Raw genomic sequence first — 15,011 nt, 5'->3', positions numbered from 1 at the left:
ACGGCTCGGCTGTCTCGTCGAACCTATCCTCACCGCATGATCAATGGTGCGCACATCATCGTCTACAGCAACGACGCGGACGCCGACCGCGCCTTCTTCCGGGACGTACTGCAGTATCCCCACGTCGACGCCGGGGGCGGCTGGCTGATCTTCAAGCTGCCGCCCGCCGAGGTCGCCGTACACCCCACTCCGGGGCCGGAGTCGCACGAGCTCTATCTCATGTGTGACGACGTGGAAGGGACGGTGCGTCAACTGACCGACAAGGGCGTCCGGTTCACCCAGCCGGTGACCGACGCCGGCTGGGGTCTGCTCACCCGGCTCAAGCTGCCGGGCGGCGGCGAGGTCGGCCTGTACGAGCCGCGCCACGAGCGGGCCACCGGCCTCTGAGCAGTCCCCTGGGAAGGCCTCCGAGAACCGGCCCGGCCAGCGGTCACAGGCTCCACTGCCGCAGCTCGTCCGCGATGGCGTGCACGCTCGCGTCACCCTCCTTGACCAGGCGGGCGAGATCGCGCACCTGCTCGGCGGATGTGACGACCTTGAGGCCGCTCGCGACGAGATAGGCGTAGGCCGCGGACACCGCGAACAGGGCGTTGGAGCGTTCCAGGGCGGGGATGTGCAGGAGGATCTGGAGCAGGGCGGCCGCACGCTCGTGCGGGCTCTCGTAGACGGGTACGCCGAATATCTCCGCCTCGTGCCGGCTGACGGCGGCCACCAGGGCACCCCAGTCGGTGACCTGCGGGTCTCCGGGCGTCTTGTGTTCGGCGATCATCAACAGCCAGGCAAGATCGATTCTGAGGTCCAAGGGCTTAACGACGACCCTCGCGCTCGGGACCGAACTCTTCGACGAACACGGATTCGTACTGCTTCATGAAGTCGGCGGCCGCCTCGACGAAGGTGTGTCCCACTTCACCCGCGTCCTGTTTGACCAGTTCCTCGATGTACCGGTTGACGCTCATCCCGCGGGCCAGCGCGCGCTCTCTCGCGGCCCGGGCGGTGCCCTCGTCCACCCGTACGTTCAGCTGAGTCTTCGCCATTCCATCAAGCTAGCGCCGTGGCGCTAGCATCGACAAGAGAGCAAGAATCATGCCCCTTACATACGTCTCAGGGGCACGACTTCGGAGGGATACCGGGCGCCCGTCCCCACCCTCTACTCTCAGCAGGGTCACGGGAGTTGGAACCGGCCACAACCCAGGAGGCCGCCTTGTCCACACCTGCTTCGGCACCGGCCACGGACCGCTCGGAGCCCGCCGGCGTTGCCGCACGCGCGCGCGGCCTGACCAAGGCGTACGGATCCGGCGAGACGACGGTGCTCGCCCTCGACTCGGTCGACGTGGACATCGCACGCGGGCGGTTCACGGCGGTCATGGGCCCGTCCGGATCGGGAAAGTCCACGCTGATGCACCTCCTGGCCGGGCTCGACACCGTATCGGCGGGCCAGGTGTGGCTCGGCGACACCGAGATCACGGGGCTCAAGGAGCGGGAGCTGACGCAGCTGCGGCGGGACCGCATCGGGTTCATGTTCCAGTCCTTCAACCTCATCCCCACCCTCAACGCCCTCGAGAACATCACGCTGCCGATGGACATCGCGGGACAGCGCCCCGACCGCGAGTGGCTGGAGCACGTCATCGACACGCTCGGCCTGCGGGACCGTCTCAAGCACCGGCCCGCCCAGCTGTCCGGCGGGCAGCAGCAGCGTGTGGCGTGCGCACGGGCGCTCGCATCCCGCCCGGAGCTGATCTTCGCCGACGAGCCGACCGGGAACCTCGACTCGCGCGCGGGCCTCGAAGTGCTCGGCTTCCTGCGCGACGCGGTCGACAAGCTGGAACAGACGGTCGTCATGGTCACCCACGACCCGGGCGCCGCCGCCCACGCCGACCTCGTGCTCTTCCTGGCGGACGGCCGGATCGTCGACGAGATGCCGCGCCCGACGGCGGAGTCGGTCCTCGAGCGCCTGAAACGGTTCGACGTGATCCACGCACAGCCGCCCCGTGACGGCGCGGACAGCACGACCGACGAGAGCTGAGGCGGGGCGCGGCCATGCTGAAGGCGACACTCCGCAGCTTCCTCGCGCACAAGGGCAGGCTGCTGCTCTCCGCGCTCGCCGTGATCCTCTCGGTGGCGTTCGTCGCGGGCAGCCTGATCTTCTCGGACACGGTGGCCCGCACCTTCGACCGGCTCTTCGCCTCGACGTCGGCCGATGTGACCGTCGAGCCGAAGGAGGACCTCGACGAGGCGATCCCGTCGGGGCAGACGCCGACGATCCCGGCGAGCCTCGCCGACCGGGTGGCGAAGGTCGACGGGGTCGCGAGGACCCGTATCGACGCGGCCGTCGACAACATCACCGTCGTCGACAGCGAGAACGACTCCGTGGGACCGACCACCGGCGCCCCCACCATCGCCACGAACTGGCTGGTCACCGACCGCAGCCCCGTCGAGCTGACATCGGGGCACGCGCCGCGCGGCAAGGACCAGGCGCTGCTCGACGCGGACACCGCCGACAAGAAGGACGTGGAGATCGGCGACACCCTCACGGTGCTCGCCGGGCCAGGCTCCTTCAAGGTCGAGGTCGTCGGCATCGTCACGTTCACCACCACCAACCCCGGCGCGGCCCTCGTCTACCTCGACACCCCGACCGCCCAGCGTGAACTCCTCGGCGACAAGGACGCGGCGACGGGCATCTCGGTGGACGCCGCAGCGGGCGTCAGCGACATCGACCTCAAGCGCCGTGTCGCGGCCGAGCTCGGCTCCGGCTACGACCTGAAGACCGCCGACGAACAGGCCGATTCGGCGGCGTCCGAGCTCGGCGGTTTCCTCGACGTCATCAAGTACGTGATGCTCGGCTTCGCCGGGATCGCCGTCCTGGTCGGCATCTTCCTGATCGTCAACACCTTCTCGATGCTCATCGCGCAGCGCACCCGCGAGCTCGGCCTGCTGCGGGCCCTCGGCGCCGACCGCCGCCAGGTCCGCCGCTCCGTCCTGACCGAGGCGGTGCTGCTCGGCGCGGTCGGCTCGACGGTGGGGCTCGCGGTGGGGATCGGTCTCGCGGCCGGTCTCATCGAGCTGATGGGCCTGCTCGGGATGAACCTGAAGTCCACCGAGATGGTCATCGGGTGGGCAACTCCCGTGGCTTCGTACGTCGTCGGGGTGGGCGTCACGTTCGTCGCGGCGTATCTCCCGGCGCGGCGCGCGGCCCAGGTCTCACCGATGGCGGCACTCGCCGACGCCGAAATCGCGGGCGTGGGGCGCCCGTTGAAGGTGCGCGCGGTGATCGGCTCGGTGGTCGCGCTTGCGGGGGCCGCCGCACTCGTGGGCTGCGCGACGGCCACAAAGACATCGTCCGCGGCCTCCCTGCTCGGCCTCGGCCTTGTCCTGACGCTCATCGCCACCGTCATCGCGGGACCGCTCCTGGTGCGCCCGGTGATCCGGGTCCTCGGCGGCGCGTTCCCCGCCCTGTTCGGCTCCATCGGGCGGATGAGCCAGCGCAACGCGCTGCGCAATCCGCGCCGCACCGGGGCCACCGCGGCCGCGCTGATGGTGGGGCTCGCCCTGGTGACCGGCATGTCGGTGGCGAGCGCGTCCATGACCAAGTCCTTCGACCAGCAGATCGACCGGACCCTCGGCGCCGACTTCGTCGTACAGAACAGCAACTTCATCCCGTTCTCGAAGGAGATCACGGAGAAGGTGCGGGACACCGAAGGGGCCGGGCTCGTCGTGCGGCAGCGGTTCACGCCGGTGAAGGTGGCGATGCCGGACGGGAAGAGCGTCGAGACGACCGCCGCCGGCTATGACGAGCGGCTCGACGACGTCGCCCGCATCACGTACGTCGAAGGCGGCACCGCGCAGGCACTCGCGCCCGGAAGCATCGCCATGGAGCGGGACTTCGCGGACAAGCACAAGGTGCGCGTGGGAGAGAAGCTGCCGGTGGAGTTTCCCGGCCGGCGCAAGACCGAGCTGACCGTGGGGGCGCTCACCGACCAGGAGGGCGCCGAGGGCTTCGGCGTGGAGGGCGGGCTCTTCTTCGGCATCGGCACGGTCGAGGAGTACGTGCCCGGCGGCCAGGAGTCCGCGGTGTACGTGAACGCGGCGTCGGGCACCGAACCCGATGTGCTGCGCGACCGCCTGGAGAAGTCACTCGACCCGTATCCGCAGGTGCAGGTCCGTGACCAGGCAGACTACAAGGAACTGATCCGCGAGCAGATCGCCGTGATGCTCTATCTCGTGTACGCGCTCCTGGGGCTCGCGATCATCATCGCGGTGCTCGGCGTCGTCAACACCCTTGCCCTGTCGGTCGTCGAGCGCACCCGTGAGATCGGCCTGCTGCGGGCCATCGGGCTCGCACCGCGGCAGCTGCGCCGGATGATCCGCCTGGAGTCGGTGGTGATCGCCGTGTTCGGCGCGCTGCTCGGGCTCGCGCTCGGTCTGGTGTGGGGTGTCTCCGCGCAACAGGTGCTCGCCCTGCAGGACATGAAGGCGTTCGCGATCCCCTGGACGACGGTGATCGCGGTGGTGGTCGGATCGGTGGTCGTCGGGCTCGCGGCGGCGCTGCTCCCTGCGTTGCGTGCATCACGCATGAACGTCCTGGCGGCCATCGCGCATGAGTGATGGACTGGTGGCCGCTGCGCCAACTGTCCATCCGTACAAGGAGAGTTCATGGTTCGCCCGTTCCGTTTCGGCGTCAACATGATCACCCCGTCCACCGGCGACGCGTGGCGCAGGAAGTGCCGCAAGGCCGAAGATCTCGGCTACGACGTGATCCTGGTCCCGGACCACCTGGGCATGCCCGCACCGTTCCCCTCGGTCGTCGCCGCGGCCGAGGCCACCGAGAGGCCGCGCGTCGGCACGTTCGTCCTGAACGCCGGATTCTGGAACCCGGCGCTGCTCGCCCGTGAGGTGGCGACCACGGACGCGCTCACCGGCGGCCGCTTCGAGCTCGGCCTCGGCACCGGATACGTACAGGCGGAACACGACAGCGCGGGCCTGCCCTGGGGCACACCGGGCGAGCGCGTGTCCCATCTGCGGCACACCGTCGAGGAGTTGGAGCGGCTCCTCGCCTCCGATGAGCACCAGCCGCAGACCGTGCAGAAGCCCCGCCCGCCGCTGGTGATCGGCGGCAACGGCGACCGCATGCTGGAACTGACGGCCCAGCACGCCGACATCGCGGCGTTCAGCGGGGCGCGGCGGGTGCCCGACGGCTCGCCGCTGCAGATGTCCGCCCTCACGGCCGACGAACTGGACGAGCGCGTCGCCACCTACCACCGTTTCGCGGCCGGACGCGCCGAGCCGGCCGAGCTGAACTTCCTGGGTCAGCTGGTCGCGGTGACCGATGACCCGCGGGCGGTGGTCAGGCCTCTCCTGGAGTACGTCCCGGGTCTGAGTGAGGACGAGGCCCTCGCGCTGCCGCACTTCCTGGTCGGCTCCGTGCGGGACATCGCCGATCAGGTGCGCGGACAGCGGGAGCGGTTCGGCTTCTCGTACCTCACGATCCTGGAACCGTACTTCGAGGCGTTCGGCCCGGTCATCGAGGAGCTACGTGGGGAGTGAGGCGTTGCTCGGTAAGTAGGGCGCCGGGCCGTCAGCCGCGCTCCTCGTAGCGCTGCCACGTGCGGCCGCCGTCGCGGGAGGTCCACAGGCCCTCGCCGTCCGCCAGGTCGTACGTCGCCGTCGTCGTGTCCACGATGCCGTACAGGGTCGTGCCGTGGACGGCGAACGAGGTGAAGGCCTTCGGTGTCTTGAGCGCGTGGAAGGTGCGGTTGGTGCGGTCGTCGGCGATCCACTGGCGGCCGCCCTCCTCGCCGACGATCAGCCGCCCGTCCGACAGCGCCTCCAGGACCAGGAACTCCGGGCCCTGCTTCACGTCCTGCCACGGAACGCCGCCGCCGCTGAGCGTGGTCCAGTGCGCGCCGCCGTCCGTCGTCACCAGGAGGCCGCGCACGCTTTCTTCCTGCAAGAGGGCCACCGCCGCCGTGCCGCCGCGCGCGGCGAGTCTGCCGCCCTGGTACTGCTTCGGGACGGGGGTGGAGCCGAGCGTGCGGCCATCGCGCTGCCGGACGATGCTGTCGCCCTCCGCGGTCAGGGGCTGGTTCAGGCTCCAGACCGTGCCCCGTTCGTCGACGGCGAGGTAGCGGGCGTCGTCCGAGACCCCGGCCGGGGGCGCCACTGTGCGGGTGGCGGGGCGGTAGACGAGGGTCGGCTCAAGATCGGCGACCAGGATGTCGCCGCGACGGGTGCCCAGCGCGGACTCCCTGATGGTGACCTTGTGCCGTTTTCCGTGTACGTCGATGCCGTACACCCCGTCGGACCCCTCCCCCGCCGGGACGCTGACGAAGCCACCGCGCACGCCCTTGAACTGCGGCCGCACCGCCTCCGCGTCCGTGTGTTCCGCGTGCTCGGCGACCGTGCGGCCGTCGGGAGCGACGAGGCGCCAGGCGGAGGCGGCGGGCCCCTCGTCGTCCTCGACGTTCCCGGCGTCGTACGTCAGGAGCAGCGAGCCGTCGCTTGCGCGGGCCACGCCTGTGGGCGCGCCGGCTGCGCGGATGACGTCGGCGGGGCGCGGGTGAGGGTCTTCGATGACTCGCTTGTACCGCTCCTCGCGGTCCCCGGACCTCCCGTTCGCGGCGTCCCCCTTGGCGGAGTCCCCGCCTACGGAGTCACCCCGACCGCAGGCCGTCAGGACCAGCGCCGCGCTCGTCGCGGCCACCAGTCCGAAGGTTCGCCTCATGCGTTTCGTCAGCCACACCATGCGCAGATGTTCACACACGGCCTGTGGGCGGCGGGATCGGCGGACCGGCCCTGGACGCGGCACTGTGTTCGCCGTTCAACCTGTGTGAGTGGCGCCGTCCCGGGAAGCCGTGCGGTAGCCGGTGACACCGAACCGCCCGGCACGGCGCCGCGATGCCACCGGTCCTGCAACACTCCCACGGGGACAGGCACACTCCCGCATTGCCGTCCCCATGGTTGAGGCGGGTCGGTCGTGACCGAGGGGAGCCGTCACGGCCGACTACCGCACACGCCTCCCACCGGGCGGTCTGCGCCACTCCGTGGTCGGCGACCCTGTGGGCGCCGACGCATTCCCGCGGCGCCCGCGCCCACAATCGAGGCGAACCGGCCGCGGAGGGGAGCTCGGCGCGGCCGGTGCGACCTCCCTCCAGGGTCCTCCCGAACGGGGGTCGAAGCGGAGTCCGCCGTGCGCATTTCCTCTACGTCCGGAGCGTCGTGCGTTCGACCGGTGATGCGGATGTCCCGGCGTCGGTCAGCAGCCGCCGGTTCGTCGAAGAGTCCCGCGCCGCCGCAGACTCCGGTCTCCGGCAGGGTCAACTCGACGCGCTCGGCGGCCTCTTGGTCTCCGGCGAGGGAGGCGGCGATGGAGCGGACCTGCTCGTAGCCGGTCATGGCGAGGAAGGTGGGGGCCCGGCCGTAGGACTTCATGCCGACCAGGTAGACGTCCTGTTCCGGGTGCGAGAGCTCGCCCACGCCGTGCGGGTAGACGGTGCCGCAGGAGTGGACGTTGGGGTCGATCAGCGGGGCCAGCCCGACCGGGGCCTGCAGGCGCTCGTCCAGGCCGAGGCGCAGCTCGTTGAGGAAGGACAGGTCGGGGCGGAAGCCGGTCAGGACGATGACCTCGTCGACCGGGTCGAGGCGGCGCCCGTCCTCGGCCACGAGCACCAGCCGCTCGCCGCTCTGCTCGACGGCGTCGGTGCGAAAGCCCGTGACGGCATCGGCGTACCCGTCGTCCACCGCGGCCTTGGCCGCAAGCCCCAGCGCGCCGCGGGCGGGCAACTGGTCCGCCTCGCCGCCGCCGAAGGTCGAGCCGCCGATGCCGCGCCGCAGGACCCAGACCGCATGGGTGCCCGGGGCTGCCTTGGCGAGGTCGGCCAGATAGGCGAGCGCGGTGAACGCGGAGGCGCCGGAGCCGATGACCGCGGTGCGCCTGCCCGCGTAACGGGCGCGCACGGCCGGGTCCTTGAGGTCGGGCACGCGATACGAGATGCGCGCGGCCGCGGCGCGCTCGCCCAGGGCGGGCAGGCCGTCACCGCCGATCGGGCCCGGCCTCGACCAGGTGCCGGAGGCGTCGACGACCGCGCGGGCGACGATCCGCTCCTCGCTGCCGTCGGCGCTCTGGACGTGCACGGTAAAGGGCTGCCGCTCGCGGTCGGCGTCGACGACCCGGTCACGGCCCCGGCGGGACACGCCGGTCACCGTCGCACCGAAGCGGACCCTCTCGCCCAGCACGTCGGCCAGCGGCTGCAGGTACAGCTCGGCCCAGTCGCCGCCGGTGGGACAGGCGGCGCCGTCCGGCCGCACCATCGATGTTCGTCAACATAAACATTCGTCGAAGCAGGCGGACGCCGCGATGTTCAAGGCACTCGGCGGCCCGGTCCGGCTGCGGCTGGTCTCCCAGCCGACCGTCTCCCACCACCTCAAGAAGCTCCGCGGGGCGGGCCTGCTGGCCTTCGAGCGGCGCGGCAGTACGTGGCCTGACGGCAGCGGGGTCCGCGCGGGCGGCGTACCCCGAATCGCCAGGCCACGCTGCCTACTTGGCGGCGAACCCGTACATCATGATCGTCTCCTGGGCCTTCGAGCTCGGCCGGGCGAGCAGGTCGGAGCTGATGTACATCTTGTTGTGGGTGAAGACCAGTTCGTGCAGCAGGGGCGACAGCGTGCTGGGCCGGGTGCGGGCGTCGAGGAGCGCCTTCTCCCCCTTCATGGTCCTGCCGTCGACAGAGACGACCTTCGCGAACGGAGCGGACTTGTACACGAGGACGTTCCCGCCGTCCATCCGGATCGGGAAGACGGGACTGGCGTCGCCCGCCGGCAGCATCTGCCCCGTCGTCTTCCCCGTGGCCAGGGAGAAGACCACGATCTCGTTCGTCGAGGAGTACTTCTTCGCCCCGTCGCGCTGCTTGGTGGCGACGTACAGCTTGTCGTTGCCCGTGACGATGCCCCGGCAGTCCTGGATGACGGACGTCTTGCCGCACGCGTGCAGGTACTTCTCGGCCGGCAGCGAGATCCTCGCGCGCAGCTTGCCGCGCTCGTCGATCGAGAAGACGCTCGTCGCGCCCGACGGACCGATCTCACCGGAGTCGAGGGCGACGACCACCGGCTTGCTGGAGACCACGCTGGGGGTCTGCACGCCGGCGGGCAGCTTGTGGGTCGACTTCGCCTTGCCCGTGGCCGGGTCGAGGACCTGGACGCGGTACCGCTCCGAACCGAACTCGCCGCAGGAGCGCACCGCCACCAACTGCTCACCCCCGCCGTAGCCGACGTCGCGGCACTTCTCCCCCTGCTTCGGCTCCCACAGGACCTTCCCGGTCCGCAGGTCGAACGCCGCGCCGCCGTACAGGCCGCCGACCGCCACCGTGTCGCCGCTGATGGTGACTTGATTGAACGGCGCCTTGTCCTTCTGGTAGCCGATGGTGATCGACTTCGTCCAGAGCTTCTCGCCGGTGTCGACGTCGAAGGCGGTCACCTCGGTGCATGGGGCGCGGACACCACGGTCGTCCTTCACGGTGGCCCCGGTGACCACCGCGGCGATGCCGTCCTTGCCGATGTCCGGGGAACCCGCGCACGACTCACCGGGCTTGGGCAGGTCCCACAGCCGCTTCCCGGAGATGGCCTCGACACCGACGATCTTGCTGACCGAGGCCTTGGCGTACACCTTGTCGGTGAGCCAGGACCCCTTGGAGTTCCACGTGCTCTCCCCCTTGGGCAGCTCGGGCTGCAAGGCCTTGGTGCTGAAGAAGGCGTTGGCGTCCGCCGGGACCTTCTCCTTGGGCTTGATGTACCTGGTCTTCCCGCCGTCGCCGCCCGGCTCGGCCGCGGTCTTGTCCTTCGACCCGCTGCCGGACGATGCGGCGTACCAGACCCCGCCGCCGACGATCAGAGTGATCGCGGTGACGACCGCGACGACGATCGCGGTGCGGCGCCCGGCCCGTCTGCCGCCGCCCGGTGGCCCCATGGGCACTGTGGGCACCGTGGGCACGACGGGCACCGAAGGCTGATGGGGCGGAGGCGGACCGAAGCCGCCGGGCGGCGGTCCGAAGCCGGAGGCCTGCTCCGGCGGGGGCGGGCCGAAGGAGCCCTGTGGGTACTGCTCGGGCGGCGGAGATGAATGCGTCATCGTGACTCCAACTGCTGGTGCGGGTACGGCTGTTCGCTTCACTGCCGGGGTGTCACCGGCGTCACCGGCCGAAGGAGAGCATGCGGCCGTTCCCCTCTTCACCCTCGGAACCATTGCTCTTGCCGCTCAGGCTCGTCGGCGTCACGAAGAACCGTCCGTCGGCGTACAGCGTGTAGCCGGCGAACATGCCGACCTCGGTGCGCCGGGCCGCCGAAGTGTGCCTGAGCAGCACGTCCGGCTTGCCTCCGCGGGGTCCGAACCGCACCGTCTGCCCGTTGCCCCTTTCGCTCTGCGGCCGCGCGTAGACGATCACCCCCGGACGGTCCTTGCCGCCCACCGCCACAGGTGTGACCTGCCGCTTGCCCTCGGCCGACCCGGCCCATTTCTCCTTCCCCGAGTCGAGGTCGAAGGCGACGACCTTGTTGGGCCCCAGGATGTCGCCCTTCGGGGGCTCGCTCGCGAGATAGAGCGTGTCCTTGCTGACCGCGCCTCCCGGGCAGTTCTGCACGCCCTCGCCGGAGTCTCCCGCCATGGCGCACATCTCGAACTCGTGCGGGCCGCGGTCGAGCGTGACCCAGGACCGCTGCTTCCCCTTGTCGTCGACGGCGACGACGGCCCACTTCTCCGACTCCTCGCGATTGCGGACCGCGACGACGACGGGGTCGACGGAGTAGACCTTCTCGACGCTCCAGCCCTTCTTGCTGCGGAAGCGCCACTTCACGTCGCCGGTGCGGGGGTCGAGCTTCTTGAGCCGGCTGTGCGAGACGTTGTTCCCGCCCACGCAGCTCTCGACCTGGAGCAGATCGCCGCCGCCCGCGACGCCGTACAGATAGCAGCTCCCGTCGCGCTCCTTCTCGGTGGTGAACAGCCGCTTGCCGTCCCGGATCCGATAGGCGTGCGCGATCATGTCCTGGTCGACCAGGGCGGTGTCGCCCGTGATCGCGACGTGCGTCGTCCTGGTGCTGTCGAGGGACCCCTTCTGCTCCAGCTCCTTGTGCCAGCCCTTCGCACCGGTCTTCAGATCGATCACCTGAAGCTGATCGCACTTCGCGTTCTGTTCGGACTTCGACTTCGTGTACGCGACCACGACCTTGCCGTCCGGCGTGGGGTTCACCGGGGTGTCGCACACCTCGCCGGGCAGCGGCACCGACCATTCCTTCGCGCCGTCGGCGGCCTTGTAGCCGGTGACTTGGTCGTGCTCGGCCTGTGCCACGATCCCGCGCACATGCCAGATGTCGAAGAGCTGCGCGCCCTTGCCCGGCAGCCTGATCTCGTTCATGGCGAGCCAGGCCCTGGCCTCACCGGGCTTGCGCCCCGCGTTGACGTCGATCACGGCGGCGGACCCGTCGTCCTTGTCGTCGGCGTCGTCGGCGTCGTCGGCGTCGTCGGCGTCGTCGGCGTCCGGCTCCGGGCTCGCCGACTCCCTTGCGCCGTCCGCCGATTCCCGTGTCTGCGCCGCGACGGGCTCGCGGGAACCTCCCCCGCCGCCGTCCCCGCGCGTGACGGCGAAGACGCCCGCACCTACGAGCACCAGAGCGAGGGCGCCGGCACCGAGGATGACGCGGCGCCTGCGCTTGCCGCCGGCGGAAGGCACCGGCTGGGCATAGGGGTTGCCGGGCAGCGGCTTGTGCACCGGCCCGGACTCACTGTTGACCATGGAAGAGAGTCTGTACCGGCGACGATACTATCTAGAGCTACTTTCTAGAAAAACTTTCTAAAGTTAGATTCCGAGCCACCCCGTCCACCCGCCCCGGGGCGGGATAACCAGTTGGGAACTGATCACGGCGATGACAGGCTGAAGCTCATGCCGCCGCCGACAGCCGAAGAACAACTACTGCGTGAACTGCACGCCTCGCTCACGCTGCGCAAGCGCCCGGAGGACGTGGCGCGGCTCATCCAGGATCTGTACGCCGCCCAGGGCACCGACCTCGACGAGGCGACCGAGGCGGCGCTCGCCAAGGCCGCCGAGCACTCGCTGCGCAACATCTGGCACGGCTACACCTCGATGCGCGAGGAGTTCGCCCGCCCGGTCGGCGCCCAGCGCCAACTCGCCCGCGCGGCAACCCTCTTCAAGGACCTGCCGGACCTCCCGGACGGCGCGGGGGACGATCCTGCCCGGATCGAAGCGGTGATCCGGCGGGCGGGCGAGGACATCGGCCGCGCGTACGGGCAGAACGACTTCGGCATGGACCGCCTCGACCGCGCCGAGCGCACCGCGGCCGGTCTCGGCGAGATCTCCAAGCGCCAGTACAACAAGCGCTTCCGGCTGCTGCGCCGGATGGAGGCGAAACTGGCGCGGCTCATCCACGAGCAGCGCCGCCGCGAGGTGACCATGACGGGCAAGGGCGCCCTCGCCCACGCCCTGCCGTACGAACTCTTCGCGGCGGACCCCGACTCGGCGGCCTTCATCGCGTACGTCACGGCCCGGGGCTACATGCGCAGCGTCTTCACCAACGGCCGGCAGCGTCAGGTCTACGACGAGGTCGCCGATGCCCTGTTCGGGCGGCTGCGCGCGCGGCCCGAGCGGACCTGCTGGTACGCCGTCGCCCATGTGCACCCCAGGGCCGAGGTGTTGGCGGCCGTGTCCGACGAGGACCTCACTCGACTCCTCGTGCGCTGGAACGGCTTCCTGCGTCAGGTGGCCGAGCTGCTTGAGGACGCCTGGAACCGGCACCCCCTGGAGCGCGGAACGATGATCGTGCGCCCCGGCGACGACTCGTCGACGTGGAACCAGGCCGCGCAGGCGTGGAACACGGCCCGGGCGCATTGGTTCGCGCTGCTGGACGAGCTGGGCGAGACGGCGATCCTGGACGAGGTCTGCCCCGGCAAGGTGCCCCGGCTGATGGCGGCCGACGTGGCGTACTGGCACCGCATGAGCGGCGGTGGACTGCACCCGGACACCTACGTCTGGGCGGAACTTCCGCTGCCGTGGGAGGTGCTCCGGGGCGAGGAGGAATGCCCTCGCTCGCTCGTCGAAGCGGTCTGTGCCCGGCATCGGGTGGACCCGGTGGCCGGCGCCTGGACCGCGCCCCGGCCCACGGCCGATGCGGTGGCCTTCCGCAGGACCCCCGAGCTGGTGCACGGAGTCCCCGTGGCCGACCCCCTCATGGCCGGCGCCCTCCGCTCGGCGGGAATCTTCTCCGGCAAGGGCAAACGCGCCGCGGCCCAGGAGTGGCTCTGACCCACGCCAACCCGCCCTCCACGAAAATCAGTTGCCCCGCGCGACGCCCCCGGCAAGGATCGCCACGGCGACGAGGAAGCTCTGCGGAGGAGCGCCCGGCTCTGTCTCCGGGTGGACGCAGGTTCGAATCCTGTCCTCGTCGCCTTTTACTTGTCGGCTTACTTCTCGGCTACTTGTCGGCTACTTGTCGGCGCCGCGCCTGGCCGTGATGGCGCGGCGGACGCCGTAGGCCGCGGCGCCCAGGGCCAGGACCGCCGCGCCCCAGGCGACCGACGCGGCGGGCAGGGTGAACGCGAGCAGAAGGCAGCCGGCCAGGCCGAGAACCGGGATGGCCCGAGGCGCGCGTCCCTCCGCTGAACTGAGGGTGAGCGCGGCGGCGTTGGCGATGGCGTAGTAGGCCAGCACGCCGAAGGAGGAGAAGCCGATCGCCCCGCGCACGTCGACGGTGGCGGCCAGGACGGCGACGACCGCGCCGACGGTGAGCTCGGCGCGGTGCGGCACCTTGAAGCGCGGGTGCACGGCGGACAGGACGTACGGCAGATGACGGTCACGGGCCATGGCCAGTGTGGTGCGGGAGACTCCGAGGATCAGCGCGAGCAGCGAACCCAGTGCGGCGACGGCCGCGCCCACGCGGACCACCGGCGTCAGCCATGTCGCACCGGCGGCCCGCACCGCGTCCGACAGCGGTGCGCCCGACTCCGCGAGCCGCCCGGCACCGAGGACGCTCAGGACGGCGATGGCGACGGCCGCGTAGACGACCAGGGTGATGCCGAGGGCGAGCGGGATCGCCCGCGGGATGGTGCGCGCCGGGTCACGGACCTCCTCGCCGAGGGTGGCGATGCGCGCGTACCCGGCGAAGGCGAAGAACAGCAGCCCGGCCGCTTGCAGCACCCCGGTCCAGGAGGCGTCCGATCCCCACTCGAGGCGTGAGCCGTCCGCGTCGGCGCCGGTCAGGCAGACGACCACGACAGCGGCGAGCACGGCGAGGACGACGGCGACCACGGCACGCGTGAGCCAGGCGGTCTTCTGGATGCCGGTGTAGTTCACCGCGGTCAGCGCCACCACCGCGGCCACCGCCACCGCGTGGGCCTGGCCGGGGCAGGCGTACGAACCCACCGTCAGCGCCATCGCGGCGCAGGAAGCTGTCTTGCCGACCACGAACGCCCACCCGGCCAGGTAGCCCCAGAAGTCGCCGAGGCGCTCGCGGCCGTAGACGTAGGTGCCGCCGGACGCCGGATAGCGGGCGGCGAGCCGTGCGGAGGAGGTGGCGTTGCAGTAGGCCACCACCGCGGCGACGGCGAGCGCTGCCAGGAGCCCGGATCCGGCCGCGCCTGCCGCCGGTGCGAGCGCGGCGAAGATGCCCGCGCCGATCATCGAGCCCAGTCCGATCACCACCGCGTCGGGCACACCGAGCCGCCTGGTCAGCTCGCCTTCGGCAGGAGGATTCGCCGCCGTGCCCATCGCCGCACTCCTTTGCCCGCGACGCCGCTCCGCGCGTCAGATCTCGTACCTCGACTTCGCGGTAGGTTACTTGGCCCCCAAGGGGCGGGCGCCATCGTGGGCCCTTCACTAGGGCCTGTCCGATGGGTCCTGCCGGGGTCGCGACCCCTGGCACGCCCTCCCCCAAGCTCTCGGCTTCGCTCGAGCAGGGAGGTGCCCCCTCCCGCGTTGTCGTCGGTTGCCAACGCTCCGCGTTGTCGCCCTCCTCCGCCT

At 70.8% G+C, this 15,011-nt stretch carries 11 protein-coding genes, 1 tRNA gene and 2 pseudogenes; 7 read left to right on the top strand and 7 right to left on the bottom strand.

The features are described 5' to 3' along the window. Positions 1–36: 36 nt before the first annotated feature. Positions 37–387, top strand: a complete 351-nt coding sequence (locus AB0O76_RS39435; RefSeq protein WP_365501751.1) for a VOC family protein — start codon at positions 37–39, stop codon at positions 385–387. A gap of 43 nt (positions 388–430) precedes the next feature. Here AB0O76_RS39435 and AB0O76_RS39430 read toward each other — a convergent pair whose 3' ends face one another. Together AB0O76_RS39430 and AB0O76_RS39425 are read right to left on the bottom strand one after the other, a co-directional pair. Beyond that, on the bottom strand, positions 431–802 hold the full coding sequence (locus tag AB0O76_RS39430; protein ID WP_365501749.1) for a fic family toxin-antitoxin system, toxin component: 372 nt from the start codon (positions 800–802) through the stop codon (positions 431–433). Positions 803–806: 4 nt separating this feature from the next. Then, positions 807–1,034: an antitoxin gene (locus AB0O76_RS39425; RefSeq protein WP_135330050.1), complete on the bottom strand. Its 228-nt coding sequence runs from the start codon at positions 1,032–1,034 to the stop codon at positions 807–809. Between the two features lie 167 nt (positions 1,035–1,201). Here AB0O76_RS39425 and AB0O76_RS39420 point away from each other — a divergent pair, with 167 nt between their 5' ends. The 3 genes from AB0O76_RS39420 to AB0O76_RS39410 are packed head-to-tail and all read left to right on the top strand — an operon-like array spanning position 1,202 to position 5,541. After that, a complete protein-coding gene (locus tag AB0O76_RS39420; RefSeq protein WP_365501747.1) occupies positions 1,202–2,023 on the top strand; it encodes an ABC transporter ATP-binding protein in 822 nt (273 codons plus the stop codon). A gap of 14 nt (positions 2,024–2,037) precedes the next feature. After that, positions 2,038–4,602, top strand: a complete 2,565-nt coding sequence (locus AB0O76_RS39415) for an FtsX-like permease family protein (RefSeq protein ID WP_365501745.1) — start codon at positions 2,038–2,040, stop codon at positions 4,600–4,602. 48 nt (positions 4,603–4,650) lie between these two features. After that, positions 4,651–5,541 carry an LLM class F420-dependent oxidoreductase gene (locus tag AB0O76_RS39410; RefSeq protein WP_365501743.1) on the top strand — a complete coding sequence of 297 codons (891 nt, stop codon included), beginning with the start codon at positions 4,651–4,653 and terminating at the stop codon, positions 5,539–5,541. A gap of 31 nt (positions 5,542–5,572) precedes the next feature. On the opposite strand, the gene AB0O76_RS39405 is transcribed toward AB0O76_RS39410, so the two are convergent. Both AB0O76_RS39405 and AB0O76_RS39400 read right to left on the bottom strand, forming a co-directional pair. Continuing rightward, entirely contained in the window at positions 5,573–6,697 is a 1,125-nt protein-coding gene (locus AB0O76_RS39405) for a hypothetical protein (RefSeq protein ID WP_365501741.1), read from the bottom strand. 557 nt (positions 6,698–7,254) lie between these two features. Then, positions 7,255–8,298 (bottom strand): annotated as a pseudogene (locus AB0O76_RS39400) (FAD-dependent oxidoreductase); the annotation flags it as partial. A 4-nt stretch (positions 8,299–8,302) separates the two neighbouring features. Here AB0O76_RS39400 and AB0O76_RS39395 point away from each other — a divergent pair. Further along, positions 8,303–8,473: pseudogene (locus tag AB0O76_RS39395) on the top strand (ArsR family transcriptional regulator); the annotation flags it as partial. Positions 8,474–8,530: 57 nt separating this feature from the next. Here AB0O76_RS39395 and AB0O76_RS39390 read toward each other — a convergent pair. Both AB0O76_RS39390 and AB0O76_RS39385 read right to left on the bottom strand, forming a co-directional pair. After that, positions 8,531–10,117: a PQQ-binding-like beta-propeller repeat protein gene (locus AB0O76_RS39390; RefSeq protein WP_365501739.1), complete on the bottom strand. Its 1,587-nt coding sequence runs from the start codon at positions 10,115–10,117 to the stop codon at positions 8,531–8,533. 61 nt (positions 10,118–10,178) lie between these two features. After that, entirely contained in the window at positions 10,179–11,774 is a 1,596-nt protein-coding gene (locus AB0O76_RS39385) for a PQQ-binding-like beta-propeller repeat protein (protein ID WP_365501738.1), read from the bottom strand. 147 nt (positions 11,775–11,921) lie between these two features. Between AB0O76_RS39385 and AB0O76_RS39380 the strand changes: the two genes are divergently transcribed. Both AB0O76_RS39380 and AB0O76_RS39375 read left to right on the top strand, forming a co-directional pair. Next, a complete protein-coding gene (locus tag AB0O76_RS39380; RefSeq protein WP_365501736.1) occupies positions 11,922–13,298 on the top strand; it encodes a hypothetical protein in 1,377 nt (458 codons plus the stop codon). 69 nt (positions 13,299–13,367) lie between these two features. Beyond that, positions 13,368–13,440: transfer RNA gene (locus AB0O76_RS39375), tRNA-OTHER, on the top strand. Positions 13,441–13,478: 38 nt separating this feature from the next. Here AB0O76_RS39375 and AB0O76_RS39370 read toward each other — a convergent pair. Further along, positions 13,479–14,759 (bottom strand): APC family permease, encoded by a 1,281-nt coding sequence (locus tag AB0O76_RS39370; protein WP_365501734.1) that lies wholly within the window; start codon positions 14,757–14,759, stop codon positions 13,479–13,481. Between the last annotated feature and the right edge of the window lie 252 nt (positions 14,760–15,011).

Origin of the sequence: Streptomyces sp. NPDC086554, from assembly GCF_040686095.1 — a bacterium.
Classification (GTDB): Bacteria; Actinomycetota; Actinomycetes; order Streptomycetales; family Streptomycetaceae; genus Streptomyces.
This window is presented reverse-complemented; position numbering and strand designations above follow the sequence as displayed.

Excerpts from the sequence above, each read along its gene's own strand:
- AB0O76_RS39390 (WP_365501739.1), bottom strand. The coding sequence starts at position 10,117 with ATGACGCATTCATCTCCGCCGCCCGAGCAGTACCCACAGGGCTCCTTC.
- AB0O76_RS39415 (WP_365501745.1), top strand. The coding sequence starts at position 2,038 with ATGCTGAAGGCGACACTCCGCAGCTTCCTCGCGCACAAGGGCAGGCTG.
- AB0O76_RS39385 (WP_365501738.1), bottom strand. The coding sequence starts at position 11,774 with ATGGTCAACAGTGAGTCCGGGCCGGTGCACAAGCCGCTGCCCGGCAAC.
- AB0O76_RS39410 (WP_365501743.1), top strand. The coding sequence starts at position 4,651 with ATGGTTCGCCCGTTCCGTTTCGGCGTCAACATGATCACCCCGTCCACC.
- AB0O76_RS39425 (WP_135330050.1), bottom strand. The coding sequence starts at position 1,034 with ATGGCGAAGACTCAGCTGAACGTACGGGTGGACGAGGGCACCGCCCGG.
- AB0O76_RS39435 (WP_365501751.1), top strand. The coding sequence starts at position 37 with ATGATCAATGGTGCGCACATCATCGTCTACAGCAACGACGCGGACGCC.
- AB0O76_RS39380 (WP_365501736.1), top strand. The coding sequence starts at position 11,922 with ATGCCGCCGCCGACAGCCGAAGAACAACTACTGCGTGAACTGCACGCC.
- AB0O76_RS39370 (WP_365501734.1), bottom strand. The coding sequence starts at position 14,759 with ATGGGCACGGCGGCGAATCCTCCTGCCGAAGGCGAGCTGACCAGGCGG.